The 14,734-nt window shown below is 32.6% G+C and carries 10 protein-coding genes, 2 tRNA genes and 1 pseudogene; 5 read left to right on the top strand and 8 right to left on the bottom strand.

Annotated elements, in window-relative coordinates; genetic code table 11:
- Window positions 1-33 precede the first annotated feature (33 nt).
- From BUC09_RS05085 to BUC09_RS05070, 4 genes are all read right to left on the bottom strand, one after another.
- The gene (locus BUC09_RS05085) at window positions 34-585 is read right to left on the bottom strand and encodes a YfbU family protein (protein ID WP_073309325.1); all 552 of its coding nucleotides are present in this window, start codon (window positions 583-585) and stop codon (window positions 34-36) included.
- 154 nt (window positions 586-739) lie between these two features.
- The gene (gene rimO / locus BUC09_RS05080; protein WP_073309323.1) at window positions 740-2,044 is read right to left on the bottom strand and encodes a 30S ribosomal protein S12 methylthiotransferase RimO; all 1,305 of its coding nucleotides are present in this window, start codon (window positions 2,042-2,044) and stop codon (window positions 740-742) included.
- Window positions 2,045-2,185: 141 nt separating this feature from the next.
- Window positions 2,186-3,697, bottom strand: coding sequence for an OmpP1/FadL family transporter (locus BUC09_RS05075; RefSeq protein WP_073309321.1), 1,512 nt, complete (start codon window positions 3,695-3,697; stop codon window positions 2,186-2,188).
- Window positions 3,698-3,761: 64 nt separating this feature from the next.
- On the bottom strand, window positions 3,762-4,853 hold the full coding sequence (locus tag BUC09_RS05070; RefSeq protein WP_073309319.1) for a hypothetical protein: 1,092 nt from the start codon (window positions 4,851-4,853) through the stop codon (window positions 3,762-3,764).
- 99 nt (window positions 4,854-4,952) lie between these two features.
- On the opposite strand from BUC09_RS05070, the gene proS reads away from it, so the two are divergent.
- The 4 genes from proS to rpsT all read left to right on the top strand — a co-directional run bounded on the left by proS (window position 4,953) and on the right by rpsT (window position 7,138).
- Entirely contained in the window at window positions 4,953-6,431 is a 1,479-nt protein-coding gene (gene proS, locus BUC09_RS05065; protein WP_073309317.1) for a proline--tRNA ligase, read from the top strand.
- A 120-nt stretch (window positions 6,432-6,551) separates the two neighbouring features.
- Window positions 6,552-6,623 (top strand) — tRNA-Glu (locus tag BUC09_RS05060).
- 33 nt (window positions 6,624-6,656) lie between these two features.
- A tRNA-Glu gene (locus tag BUC09_RS05055) sits at window positions 6,657-6,728 on the top strand.
- A 158-nt stretch (window positions 6,729-6,886) separates the two neighbouring features.
- Window positions 6,887-7,138 (top strand): 30S ribosomal protein S20, encoded by a 252-nt coding sequence (gene rpsT / locus BUC09_RS05050; protein ID WP_073309316.1) that lies wholly within the window; start codon window positions 6,887-6,889, stop codon window positions 7,136-7,138.
- A gap of 65 nt (window positions 7,139-7,203) precedes the next feature.
- Here rpsT and BUC09_RS05045 read toward each other — a convergent pair whose 3' ends face one another.
- The gene (locus BUC09_RS05045) at window positions 7,204-7,953 is read right to left on the bottom strand and encodes a DUF5995 family protein (RefSeq protein ID WP_073309314.1); all 750 of its coding nucleotides are present in this window, start codon (window positions 7,951-7,953) and stop codon (window positions 7,204-7,206) included.
- 187 nt (window positions 7,954-8,140) lie between these two features.
- On the opposite strand from BUC09_RS05045, the gene typA reads away from it, so the two are divergent.
- The gene (gene typA, locus BUC09_RS05040) at window positions 8,141-9,940 is read left to right on the top strand and encodes a translational GTPase TypA (protein ID WP_073309312.1); all 1,800 of its coding nucleotides are present in this window, start codon (window positions 8,141-8,143) and stop codon (window positions 9,938-9,940) included.
- Between the two features lie 54 nt (window positions 9,941-9,994).
- Here the strand turns inward: typA and BUC09_RS05035 are convergent, their stop codons facing one another.
- The 3 genes and pseudogenes from BUC09_RS05035 to BUC09_RS15000 form a co-directional block, all read right to left on the bottom strand.
- Window positions 9,995-10,243 (bottom strand): GlsB/YeaQ/YmgE family stress response membrane protein, encoded by a 249-nt coding sequence (locus BUC09_RS05035; RefSeq protein WP_073309310.1) that lies wholly within the window; start codon window positions 10,241-10,243, stop codon window positions 9,995-9,997.
- Between the two features lie 106 nt (window positions 10,244-10,349).
- The gene (locus BUC09_RS15005; protein WP_394333001.1) at window positions 10,350-11,801 is read right to left on the bottom strand and encodes a T9SS type B sorting domain-containing protein; all 1,452 of its coding nucleotides are present in this window, start codon (window positions 11,799-11,801) and stop codon (window positions 10,350-10,352) included.
- 1,602 nt (window positions 11,802-13,403) lie between these two features.
- Window positions 13,404-14,600 (bottom strand): annotated as a pseudogene (locus BUC09_RS15000) (IgGFc-binding protein); the annotation flags it as partial.
- Window positions 14,601-14,734 lie beyond the last annotated feature (134 nt).

Below are 14,734 nucleotides of genomic sequence, written 5' to 3'. Positions count from 1 at the left end.
ATATCCTAGGAATAATATTTGAATAACTAAATGTTAAACAGCTAACTGAAATGGATTTGTATTACTAGGACTGGCTACAACGTTAATTAGATGGCACAAATCTTCTTTTCTTAGAATATATTGGTCATTATCAAGTAAGAAAATTTGATAATCTAGCATTTTTTTATATTTATTTAACTGAGATTCATCAGCTGAGATAAAATACATATCTGAATATTCATCCCATTGGTCTGTTTTCTCAACTAAGAATTCAAAATATTGGTAATGTAGATTTCTTCTAGCATTAAACCCTTCAAATTTTATAACATCTAAATCTAGTTCTTGCTTATCAGATTCGCTTAACGACTCTATTGCTGAATTAATGCGTTTGTACATGAACAAGATTTGAGTTGTTTCTTCACAAATTTCTAATGGAATTTCTTCCATTGCTACATCAAATACTTCATAATATTTCTCAGTATATCCATTCTCAAGAATCTCGATTCTTAAATCGTAGTTTTCAGATGGGTCACCAATCTTTGATAAGATTTTGAATTGATTGACAAGCATTTGTCTTTCAATAACTGATAATGTCTCTGGAATCATAGTAGTTAAATTTGCTTAATTCAAATGTATAACTATCTAATTGTATTGGGTTACGGTTTTTCCGTAATAAATGTTAAACTTTAAGTTAAGAAATTGGTTGTAATAAAAAGAGCCCTTCAATAAAGAGCTCTTTAGTATTTATTTAGGTTGTAAATTATTTTACAGGTGAACCATATAAATCAAATTCTGTAGCATCAGTTATTTTTACATTTACAAATTCGCCAGTTTTTAAATAATGTGTAGCGGCATCAATTAAAACTTCATTGTCGACATCTGGACTGTCAAATTCTGTTCTAGCAACAAAATACTGACCTTCTTTTCTGTCAACTATGCATTTAAAAGTTTGTCCAATTTTTTCTTGGTTCAACTCCCATGAAATTTGCGCTTGTAATTCCATGATTTCATTTGCTCTTGCTTGTTTAACTTCTGCAGGCACATCATCTTCTAATGTATATGCATGAGTATTTTCTTCGTGTGAGTAAGCAAAGCAGCCAAGACGCTCGAAACGCATTTCTTGAACCCAGTTTTTAAGAATTTGAAAATCTTCTTCAGTTTCACCAGGATAGCCAACGATTAGTGTTGTTCTAATTGCCATTCCAGGAACTGCTAATCTAAAATCTTTTAATAACTGAGTGGTTTTTTCATAAGTCGTTCCACGACGCATTGACTTTAATATATTGTCAGAAATGTGTTGAAGTGGTATGTCTATATAATTACAGATTTTAGGTTCGTTTTTCATTAATTCTAAAACATCCATAGGGAAACCTGTTGGAAATGCATAGTGTAAACGTATCCATTCAATTCCTTCAACTTTTACTAAGTTTTCTAGTAACTCAGCTAAGTTACGTTTCTTATATAAGTCTAAACCATAATAGGTAAGATCTTGAGCAATCAAAATAAGCTCTTTTACTCCATTTGCTGCAAGGCCTTCAGCTTCTTTAACTAATTTTTCAATGGGTTGAGAAACATGTTTTCCTCTCATTAAAGGTATAGCACAAAAACTACAAGGTCTATCACAACCTTCAGCAATTTTTAGATAAGCATAATTTTTAGGAGTTGTAGTTAAACGTTCTCCTAATAATTCATGTTTATAATCGGCACCTAACGCTTTTAATAATTGAGGTAGTTCTGTAGTTCCAAAATATTTGTCTACGTCTGGAATTTCTTTTTCTAAATCTGGGCGATATCTTTCAGATAAACATCCTGTTACAAAAACCTTGTCTACAATGCCTTGTTCTTTTTTATCAACGTACTCTAAAATGGTATTTACAGATTCTTCTTTAGCATTGTTAATAAAACCACATGTGTTAATTACTACAATATTACCTTCTTGCTCGTGTACTACATCTTTTCCGCTTGCTTTTAATTGTCCCATTAACACTTCACTGTCGTAAACGTTTTTTGAACAACCTAAGGTAATAACATTGATTTTATTCTTTTTTAAAGACTTGGTTCTCATATATTTAGTGTTCTATTTTTTAGAAAGTGTGCAAAATTACGCTTTTTATATTAAGGAGCGTTAACGTTTATGATTTTTTTAAACGTTGAAAATAAAAAAGCCTTCAATTATGAAGGCTTTTTATGTTTTGTGTAAGAAATTTTATAATTTGAATGAAATTGTAGCTATAATGTTGTCCATTCTGTTTTTGATTGCTGCTCTATCGTTAAGTCCAGCCAAAAATAGTTGCTCTCCATAATTTCTTTTAGCGGTTGAATAAGCAAGATCTAACTTAGTTCTTCCAAAATCGTAACCTATACCTGCAGAATATCCCTTAAGGTCATCCATGATTTTTTTGTCCTTATATGGACTTTCTTCAAAACGGTAACCAGCTCTTAAGCTCCATTGGTGGATTTTATGTTCAGCACCAATACGTAATTCTTTACTGGTATCAAGATTATCTTTTAATGCTTTGTTTAATCCTTTATAATCTCTAATTGGTTTAAATTCTGTATTACCATAGTCTTTTAAAGAATAATCAAGACTTAATAAGCCAACTTTTGCGAAAACTAATGCGCCACTTAAAGTTATTTTTCCAGGAGTTTTTAAATTGTAAGGTTCATACACAATAGTCACATTTGGGTCTGCATAATCTGGTGCTAATTCTCCATTTGTGCTTCCGCTTACGGCTTTTGCATTTTGAGTTAGTTCATCTGTGAACTCATACCATGTAGGTGATTCATATGCTGCACCAAGTCTTAGAATATTAGTTACTTTAAATATTGCACCAAGTTGAAAAGAAAATCCATTTCCAGTAGTATGTAAGTCTTCATTAAAATAGGCTCTTTTTACAAGATCTGTTGTGGTATTGTTGTTATTGTTACTTTCGAAAAAATATGAACTTCTTTTAAAGTCTGAAAAATGTGAATTTAAGTTTAAGCCAATAGACAGCCAATCAGCATATTGTGCAGATGCATTAAAGGTAAGTTTTCCGTTATAACCTGTTGTTTGAATGTTTTTTTCTTGATAGTAATTCCCCCCAGAAGGAACTAAAGAAGTGTATAATCTATTATTGTTTTCGTCGTAAGTAGGATCTGTGTCAATAATGTATGATTGATATCCTAACCAAGCCTGCTGTTCTTCATAAGTTAATTCATCGTAATAATAATTATCTAAATTAAATGCTGAAACACCACCTTCTCTATTAGCATAATATAGGAAATATTTATCTATAGAATTTGTGGGGTTGATTCCACTGAAATATAAGGAATTATCAAAATTATTTTGGTTTTCATAATTTATGGACAATGCGAATTTATTCCATTGGTTTTTCTCACCATTTTTTTCAAAAACAAAAACGCCTCCAGCTTGATTTAAATCAAAAGCATTAGATGATTCTGAATTTTTTGTACCAAAATAATTTGAATTGTTTTTATTATTTGAATTACTCAGAGTTACTGAAATTTGATTGTTGTTAAAAATGGAAGAACTTGCTGGATTAACACTAATGGCAGATAAATCTCCACCAAGAGCTCCCATAGCGCCACTTAATGCTCTAAAACGAGCAGTCCCTAATTGGTTGGTTTGACCATATCTTAAAGCATCTGTAAAATCTTGAGCTTGTGTAGCACTTGTACCAATAACTATAATGAATAGTGATAGATATTTTTTCATAACGTATGTATTAAAAAGCCTATACGTACTAATTATGTAGCAGTATAGGCTGTGTAGATTTTATTTATCCTCTGCGACCACCTCTTCCGCCACCGCCAAAAGAACCACCTCCATTACTTCCTCCTGAAGATCGAGGTGTGTCAAAACTTCTTGGAGTGTCAAAGTTTCTAGGACTTTCTGTACGTGGTCTTGGTGTATTGTAATCTGAACTTCTTGGGCTCTCCATACGAGGTCTTGGGGTATTGTATTCTGTACCTTTGGGATTCTCGGTTCTTGGTCTAGGAGTGTTTATATCATCATAACTTCTAGGTGAAGTTCTAGGTCTTGGATTTACATTGTCATTTTCTGTATTTCCTCTAGGATTACTAATTCTAGGTCTTGGGGTGTTGTTAATCATACTGTTGTCAGATTCACCTCTTCTTGGTCTAGGTGTATAATTTCTAGGTGAATTTGAAATTCCATTACTTGTTGAAGCGTAGGATCTCCTTCCAGGTGAATAACCATTAGAATTATATCTGTCATTATAGTATGATGATCCTCTAGTTTCGTGCCCGTAAGCGTAATTTCTTCCGTAATAACCACTACCATAATAGTATGGATATCCGTAATAACCACCATAGTAATATGGATTATACCAACCCCATGAAGGGCCGTAATATCCGGCATATCCCCAGTAAGGGTCGTACCAGCCGTAGTTCCATGAATTCCAACCTAAATATATTCCAGAACGCCATGGTCTGTAGCCCCAATAACTTTGCCAATACCAACCTGAGTTCCATCCCCAATTATTGTCGTAGTAATTAATAGTTACATTGCTGTTGTTTTCACCCCAGCCAGCATAACTTTTACTCTCGGTTTTTTTTATTGTGTCATTTGTATCGCTGGAATATCCTTCTACATCGGTGAAAACTTCTGTGTTTTCAGTACTGTAGTTGTTTGCATTTGCTGCAAAATATTCTTTGTATTTGTTGGCTGAAGGATTTTCAACAGCAGAATTCTCATTTTGTGTAGTTTCTCTTTTTTCGCCACCATAAATCCCATCATTATCGTAATAAGATTTATTTTGGTAAGTACCGCAAGAAACTACTGTTAGTCCTAATAATCCAACAAGGGATACTAGGATTCTATTTTTAAAAGAAAAGTAGTAAGTTTTCATTTCTATTGAGTTTTTATTGTTGGACAACACAAAAATAGTTAGTTTTGCCAAACTATTTGAAGTATAAATATAAACAATTTTTGTGCCAAACTATTCAATATGAGCAAGAACTTAACAAAACGCGAAGAAGATTATTCTAAATGGTATAACGAGCTAGTTGTCAAAGCTGATTTAGCTGAAAACTCTGGTGTTAGAGGTTGTATGGTAATCAAGCCCTATGGGTATGCGATTTGGGAAAAAATGCAAGCAGAATTGGATAGAATGTTTAAAGAAACAGGGCATAGTAATGCTTATTTTCCATTATTTGTACCAAAAAGCATGTTTGAAGCTGAAGAAAAAAATGCTGAAGGATTTGCAAAAGAATGTGCCATTGTAACTCATTATCGCTTAAAAAATGATGAAGATAAACCTGGGAAATTAATGGTGGATCCAAATGCTAAACTTGAGGAGGAGTTAATTGTTCGTCCTACTAGTGAGGCAATCATCTGGAGTACTTATAAGAATTGGGTTCAATCTTATAGAGATTTACCGCTATTAATCAATCAATGGGCTAATGTTGTAAGATGGGAAATGCGTACACGTTTATTTTTAAGAACGGCTGAGTTTTTATGGCAAGAAGGACATACTGCTCATGCAACTAAACAAGAAGCATTAAATGAAACAGTTCAAATGATGAATGTATATGCTGATTTTGTTGAAAACTTTATGGCAATTCCAGTTGTAAAAGGTGTGAAAACAGAAACAGAGCGTTTTGCAGGTGCAGATGAAACGTATTGCATTGAAGCGTTAATGCAGGACGGAAAAGCATTACAAGCAGGGACTTCACACTTTTTAGGACAAAACTTTGCGAAAGCATTTGATGTTAAGTTTGCTAATCAAGAAGGTAAGCAAGAACATGTTTGGGGAACTTCTTGGGGTGTTTCTACACGTTTGATGGGTGCATTGGTTATGACGCATTCAGATGATAATGGATTAGTTTTGCCTCCAAATTTAGCGCCAATTCAAGTGGTTATTGTGCCAATTTTTAGATCAGATGAGGAATTGGAGAATATTTCTATAGTTGTAAAAGATTTAATGGCTCAATTCAGAAAATTAGGTGTTACTGTAAAATTTGATGATAGAACAACTCAGAAACCAGGATTTAAGTTTGCAGAGTGGGAGTTAAAAGGAGTGCCAGTTCGTATTGCTGTTGGTCCAAAAGATTTAGAAAATAAAACTTTTGAAGTTGCACGTCGTGACACTTTGTCAAAAGAAGTGGTTGCAGCAGAAGGAGTAGCAAGTCATATTCAAGCATTATTAGAGCAAATTCAAAAGGATTTATTTGAAAGAGCTTTAGATTATAGAAATACACATGTTACTGAAGTAAATTCATTTGATGAGTTTAAAAAGGTTTTAGAAGGAAAAGCTGGATTCGTTTCAGCTCACTGGGATGGTACTGCAGAAACTGAAGAAAAAATAAAAGAGTTGACAAAAGCAACGATACGCTGTATTCCTTTAGATAGAAAAGAGGAAACAGGAACTTGTGTTTTTACAGGAAAACCTTCAACAGGAAGAGTCTTATTTGCAAAGGCTTACTAAAATTGAGTGAAAAAATATTGAAAAAATTTGCGAGTGCTCTTGCAGAAATAAAAAATAGGTGTATCTTTGCACTCGCATTACAGAAATGAGCGCTCTTAAAGAGACTTAGAGTAAGTAAATGGCCCGTTCGTCTATCGGTTAGGACGCCAGGTTTTCATCCTGGTAAGAAGGGTTCGATTCCCTTACGGGCTACAAATTTTGAAATACTGAAATAAAAGTATAGATGGCCCGTTCGTCTATCGGTTAGGACGCCAGGTTTTCATCCTGGTAAGAAGGGTTCGATTCCCTTACGGGCTACAAAATTAGTTGTAAATAAGTTTTATAAAATAAACTCTTAGTGTCTCAAGATTTATTTTATTAGTTAAAACCAAAGTGATTGCAAATGTAATTGTGGGAGGTTTTTCTTTTTTAACTGATAGTTTATAAATAATTATTACAATTAAAATTAAAAGAAAATGGCAAATCATAAGTCAGCTTTAAAGAGAATTAGAAGTAACGAGAAAAAAAGAGTTTTAAACAGATATCAGCACAAAACTACACGTAATGCTATTAAAGCAATTCGTTTAGCAACTGATAAAGCTGAAGCTTCTGCAAAATTATCTAGCGTTATTTCAATGATTGATAAATTAGCTAAGAAAAACATTATTCACGATAACAAAGCATCTAACTTAAAGTCAAAATTGACTAAACACGTAGCTGCTTTATAATTCAAATTAGTGTTCAAAATTTACTCAAAAGCCTTGCAAATGCAAGGCTTTTTTGTTTTATAATGTCATATTTTCTTTTCTAAAGTTTCAATTTTTGACTTTACCGAACCGCTTTCAAAAAATAGTATCACATTAAGTAGCCATTGTAATGTTTTTTTAGGATTTAAGAGTTTAAAGCCAAGATTTTCTATTATTAAATCTCTTTGTATAAATAATTCCTCTCTTTTGTCTAGATTCTGGCTTAAATCAGTTGCAAATAACCATGCTCCATCTCTAGCGGTTTCAATACTGAATTGAATTAGTTTATCATCCCATTGTTTTGCAAGAGGCATTAGTAACTTAAAAATAGGAGATATAGCTCCCATGTTTTGTTTTACTTCATCAACCATGTCTGATAAAAGTTGGTTAATCTGATCAAAATCTTTTTTGATGCTCTGAATAGGTAAGTTGTCAACCGTTTCAACTGTTGCAATGCTTAAATCTAAGTTTATGTGTGCATTTATTCCTGTGAGTAAATGTTGTAAAACTAAATGATTCTTTTCGATAGCTTTGAATGAAATTCTCCAGCATTTAGAAATTGTTTTGTTTTTCTTGTAGTCAAAATACGCTTTGAAATAACGATTAGCAAAAAGTACATCAAGCTTTTCCATTCTGTTATTATCTTCAAATCGATTATTTATAATACCATCTTTTACATTAATGGTAACTTTTCTGTATAGTACTGCAAAATACCCTAAAGGACTATTTGTGATTTTGCATTCTTCAACAATGATGTCAAGGATTTTAATAACTTCGGTTATGTTATTGGCTTGCATGTAAGTTAATTCTTCTAATTTTTTATAAAAGTAAAAATAAAATCATTTGATTAAGTATTATTTATGCTCCATATTGGTAGTCTTTTTGTTTAATTATTATGTCTTAATTGTTAAGTATTTAGCTCTTGAATTAAAAATGTTTTTTATGTAAAAAATAATCGTACTTTTGCACCACAAAAAAAAACACATGGAATCAATTAGAAATATTGCGATTATTGCGCACGTTGACCACGGTAAGACTACTTTGGTTGATAAAATCATGTATCACTGTCAGTTGTTTCGTGAAAACGAGAACACAGGTGATTTAATTTTGGATAACAATGACCTTGAACGCGAGCGCGGAATTACAATTACATCTAAGAACGTTTCGGTAACTTATAAAGGAACTAAAATCAACATTATCGATACTCCAGGTCACGCCGATTTTGGTGGGGAAGTAGAGCGTGTATTGAATATGGCTGATGGTGTTTGTTTGTTAGTAGATGCTTTTGAAGGGCCTATGCCACAAACACGTTTCGTATTACAAAAAGCTATCGATTTAGGATTAAAACCATGTGTGGTAATCAACAAGGTTGATAAAGAAAATTGTACTCCTGAAGAAGTTCACGAAAAAGTTTTTGACTTAATGTTTGAATTAGGTGCAACAGAAGAGCAGTTAGATTTCCCTACTGTTTATGGTTCTGCTAAAAACAACTGGATGAGTGACGACTGGAAAAACCAGACTGAAAATATCGAGCCTTTATTAGATATGGTATTAAACAATGTACCAGCTCCTAAAGTTTCTGAAGGAACTCCTCAAATGTTAATCACATCATTAGATTTCTCTTCTTTTACAGGACGTATCGCTATTGGTCGTTTACAAAGAGGTGTTTTGAAAGAAGGAATGAATGTTTCATTAGTGAAACGTGATGGAACAATTTCTAAATCAAAAATTAAAGAGCTACATACTTTTGAAGGTTTAGGACGTAAAAAAGTTGCTGAAGTAGTTGCAGGTGATATTTGTGCTATTGTTGGTTTAGAAGGATTCGAAATTGGTGATACTGTTGCTGATTTTGAAAATCCAGAAGCTTTAGCTTCAATTGCTATTGATGAGCCTACAATGAGTATGTTGTTTACAATTAACGATTCACCTTTCTTTGGTAAAGAAGGTAAATTTGTTACTTCTAGACACGTAAAAGATAGATTAACTAAAGAATTAGAGAAAAATTTAGCTTTAAGAGTTAATGAAACTGATTCTGCAGATAAATTCATGGTTTTCGGACGTGGTGTATTACACTTATCAGTTTTAATTGAAACTATGCGTCGTGAAGGTTATGAGTTACAAATTGGTCAGCCACAAGTAATCATCAAAGAAATTGACGGTGTTAAATGTGAGCCAATCGAAGAATTAACTATCGACTTACCAGAAAATGTTTCTGGAAAAGCGGTTGAATTCGTAACAGTTCGTAAAGGTGAAATGTTAAGTATGGAGCCAAGAGGAGAGCGTATGATTATTAAATTTATCATTCCTTCTCGTGGTATTATTGGTTTACGTAACCAATTATTAACTGCTACAGCAGGTGAGGCTATCATGGCACACCGTTTCTTAGAATATCAACCATATAAAGGAGAAATTGCTGGACGTATCAACGGTTCATTAATTTCAATGGAAAATGGTAAAGCGATTCCTTATTCAATCAATAAATTACAAGATCGTGGTAAATTCTTTGTAGATCCAAACGAAGATGTATACGAAGGACAAGTAATTGGTGAGAACTCTAGAGGAGATGATATGGTTGTTAATATCACTAAAACTAAGCAGTTAACTAACTTCCGTTCTGCTGGTGCTGATGACAAGACTAGAATCGTTCCTGCTATCAAGTTCACTCTAGAGGAAGCTTTAGAATATATTCAAAAAGATGAGTATGTTGAGGTTACTCCAAAATCATTACGTTTACGTAAAATCTACTTAAATGAAAATGATAGAAAGCGTTTTAAAATAGCTTAAGCTGTTTATATATGATAAAAAAGCCACTCAATCGAGTGGCTTTTTTATTATTAGTTATTTGGATTTAAATATTAAATTAAGAACAGCTAGAATTACGATTGCTCCAAAAGCACCTGTGATAATTGACCCTACTAATCCCCCGCCAATGCTAACGCCAAGTTTGCCTAATATCCATGAACCAACAAAGCTTCCTAGTATTCCAACTACAATGTTACCAATTAGTCCTAAACTACTTCCTCTGAAAACCTGACTGCCGAGCCAACCTGCAATAGCGCCAATAATTAATGTTACGATAATTTCCATAATTTATTTTTTGGTTAAACGTTTTAATAAAAATACGTTTTTTCTTTCAAAAAATTATGTTTGATGTTTTAAATAAAAAAATCCCGAACATTGTTCGGGATTTTTTTTATCGTTTAAGAGCAAAATGTCCTTTTGCAGTACGTCCATTTTCTAATTCTAAAGTATACCAATAATCATCAGCTGGTTGCGGTATTCCGTTAAAAGTTCCATTCCAGCCTTGATCTGTGGCGCTAATTTGTTTTAATAATTTACCAAATCTATTATAAATATAAATCTTAGCATTTGAATTATAGATTTTACTAAGCCCAATAATATTCCAATGATCATGATACCCATCACCATTAGGTGTAAAGAATTTAGGAGCTCCTACAACATTGACAGTTTTTTCAGAAGTAGGACATCCGTATAAATCTTTTACATAAACTGTGTGAATGTCAGGAGAAACATCGTAGAAGGTATTGCTTTCTTGGTAAGGTCCTAGTTCATTATCTAAACTATATACATAATTACCATCTCCAGTAACATTAATTGTTACTGTATTTTCCTCTTGTAAATCTATGACAGTTGTTTCAAGAAAAACAGCCGAATTAGATTTTGTTACAGTTATAGTTCTAGTTCTTGGACAGCCAAAACTTGTTTTTACTTCAACTGTATATATCCCTTCTTGATTTGTTTGTAGTGTCGGACCTGTTTGATCAATTATTTCAACAGTGTCTTTAACCCATTTGTAAGTGTAATTTGCTGTAGAACTTCCATCGTTTATTCCTGCTGTTAGTATTTTAATGATTGATGGATTATCTGAACATATATACTCTTGAGCAGTTAAGTCAATACTTGGTAAAGGATTAACTACTAAATTAATTTTAGCATAACCAAAACATGCATTACTTACTGAGCTATCTACACGAGCCCAAATTACTTGTACATTTGGAATATCATTTCTAAAGTTTGATGGATCTACAATTTCATTTAATTGAGAGTCTCTATCAGCAACATTTCTGTAATATTTAATTGTATAGGTTCCTGCTGGTAGTACATTAGTTTGTAAATCATCTGTTACAGAGGATACATCAAATTTTGTAAATCCATCAGAACCATCAGTGACATTAATTGTTGCATCAATATAATCATCACAAAGATTGAAAGTCTTTGTGTAAGAAGCAGGAATTTGTGTTGTAACAATCTGCACATTAATTTGAACTACTTCAAAACATCCATTAGCATTTTTTACGGTTGCCCATAAAGTAAATGCTCCTGGTGAACTACTATTAACATAAGCCGTAGGATTTGTAATTTTTGAAGCAGTAATTTCATTTTGAGCATCAGCTTGTGTATAATAATATTCGAAGGTTTGAGTGGCTGAATTTGCTGAAATTTGAGAATTATTAACAGTTAAATTAACTGTTGTAATTCCGTCAAGATCATCATCACACTGTACTATTGAAATAGGAGAATTCACTACTGGTAAAGGAAGAATATCTAATGAAACTTCATTAGATAATAATCCACAAGAATTTCCTATTTTATCTAAACGAACTCGATATAAGTAGCTACTCATTACATTGGTAATATTGTTTACTGATAATGTATTAGTAGTTACATTTGTATATGTAGCATTATTTGCTAAATTATTCCATGTAGTTCCATTATCAGTAGACAATTGCCATTGATAAGTATTTCCTCCATTGTCAGCAATTGTTATTGTAGCTGTTTGTAATTCACAAGCTGGATTTGTCTGAGGTTGTTGGGTAATTTCAATAGGGGCTGAATTTATATAATTTGGATTTGGAACAAAATATCCAACACCGCTAGTAACTAAACCATTTTGATTTACAATAGGTGGTGTTATCGAGCCTAATATTCCGTCATTATTTCCATCTAAGAATCCAGCTTCTATTACATCATTACATAAATCACCATCAGAGTCAAGGTCTCTATAATTTTTTATTCCATCATTATCTGTGTCTATTTGACCTTCGTTTGAATCTGTAACTCCATCATTGTCTGAGTCAAGATCTAAATAATCAGGAATTAAGTCTAAATCAGTATCCATAGGTGTTAGACCAGGCTCAAAAACGTTGTCTAAACCATTTGCATTAGTGTCAGCATTAGATAAAGTAAGTGAGTTATTTCCTTGAACTTCAATGATATCTAAAATTCCATCATTATCATTATCTGGGTCAATTTGATCTGGAATTCCATCTCCATCTGTATCATTAGGAACACATGTAGCAGTTAATTTAAATGTTGACTTATTTCCTTGTGTATCTAGAAGATTTTTATGTGTTATCTTAAAAGTATTCGTTTGGTAAGATTGAAATTTGAAAGTTCCAGTGCCTGCAGCTAAAGGAATATTGCCATTTAATCTAAATCTAATTTCAAAAGAAGAGAATTCTGTTACACCACTTTCATAAATACCGTCATAATTAGTGTCAATTAATAATTGATTTGTTGGGTTTAAAACAGTAACAGTTTTGTTAGTATCTACATTTACAATGTATTCAGCATTTGCATTTAATAGATCATTTGCATTAGCAGTTAATGGATATTCTAAAGTTATATTAATAGGTTGAGAAAATGTTTGTTTATAAGAAACATAATATCCTTTACCAGCTAATATTTCTGTTACAAAACTACCGTTTGAATTCCCAACAAATGGAGTTGTGGAATTGGGTAATGAATTTGTAATTACTCCACTAAAAGTGTTGTTGTAAGTCCCAACAGAAACAATTCCTGTGTTTGGATTTGAAATGTTAATGTCTTGATTCTCATAAGATTCAACGCAGTTTAAAATACCGTTGTTGTCATTATCTATATCAATGTTATCATTAGCTAAATCTCCGTCAATATTTGTAGGACAAGAACTCACCGGTATTTCGTCAGACTCAAACGGTAACCCACAACCTGAAATACTAGCTCTTACCTTGTAATATCCGGGCTGAGTTGGGGTATATTCATTTGTATTTGCACCTGGAATTATTGCTCCATTGAAAAACCATTCAAAAGTATCGAATGAAGTAACGCTATTTACTCCTAATTTAACATTTGGAATACAATTAGAAGACGTTAGAGCTATTTTGTTGAAAGAGATTTCTGGTTTGAAAGTAAACCCAGAATAAAATCCTCCATATGTTGCAGCCCCAGAAGATCCGTAATAAGATAAATATACAGATTTACTTGAGAAAACAGAAACATTTCCTGTTAGTCCGTTAATAGTATAGGTTTGGTATAATGTATTTCCATTTACATTAAAAGGTCCATTTGCTACAATACCTGTTGGAAGATTTGTTAGTGAATAATTAGTTCCATTGATTGTAAAATCTAGAGTAGCACCTGTCTCAGTTACTAAGCATACTGTTCCGGCAAAATTTGGATTTTGTCCAACTGAATTGATAAAAGGAATATTGTTTATTGCTTTTGGAGTTTCACAACTTAAAGGAGGTAAAAAATGCATATTTTGATTTGCTTGGGAGCTTCCTCCAATTCCTTGATAGGCAAATACTTTTTTGGATGTTTTGACATATAAATTACCTTGAGCAGAAAATTGAGATCCATTTAAAGCTACGTATTGACCAGCATTTAATATGGTAAAAGGTGTTGAGGTACCATTTAAAAATACTTCTGTATTATCTTCATGTGCTATAATTGTAGGTCTTTCAATAATATTTTCACCATCACCTCTAATAAATATATACTCTGTTCCTGTTCTTTCAGCAGAAACAATTTGATCAAATCCAATATCAGAATTGCTATTAACAGTTCCATTAGAACCACCATATGATCCACAATTTACAGCTACTGGTTTAGACGCTGTAATAAGTGCACCTATAAGACCATCTGCATTTGCTGGATTAGGTCCCTCTGCGGCTATTATATAACTTTGACCAGCATTTAAAGTTACGCTTGCAGGTGTGTTACCTGATGTGTTATCGTTTGTTAATATCACTCCAGGTTTTATATCACTAAAAGAAACAACTGTATTATTTTCAGTAGCTAATATAGCAGCAAAAGTGTAGTGTCTTGAATCTGTTGCAACATTAGTGTTTGTCATTGCTCCAATACGAAACTGAGTTCCTAATGCAGCCAATCCTTTTGATACTAGTCCGCCTGCGTGATTGTTACTTGCAGCGGTTAATCTTACTGTAACGTAAATTAGATCGTCAGCTTCTACTATATAACCTTTGTTATTTAAAATGGTACTTACTTTTGGGCCATTTGCTAATAGTTGAGTGTCAGAATCTGTTCCAATAAAAACAGTTTTAGGGTTATCTCTTCTAACAGTTCCTGTTGTAACAGCTCCCCCTATTGCTATAATTCTATAATTAATATCTGTTAAACTAGGTGTTGAAATATACATATACTGACCTAGTGTTTCATAGGCTTCAGTGTTAGATAATGGCGGTATATAATGTGTTTTACTAAATTGAGAAAAACATTTGATTGACGTAAATAAAACTAATAAAAGTAACTTTGATTTCATATGGGTTTTGT

Origin of the sequence: Flavobacterium terrae (genome assembly GCF_900142035.1) — a bacterium.
In the GTDB taxonomy this organism is placed as follows: domain Bacteria; phylum Bacteroidota; class Bacteroidia; order Flavobacteriales; family Flavobacteriaceae; genus Flavobacterium; species Flavobacterium terrae.
This window is presented reverse-complemented; position numbering and strand designations above follow the sequence as displayed.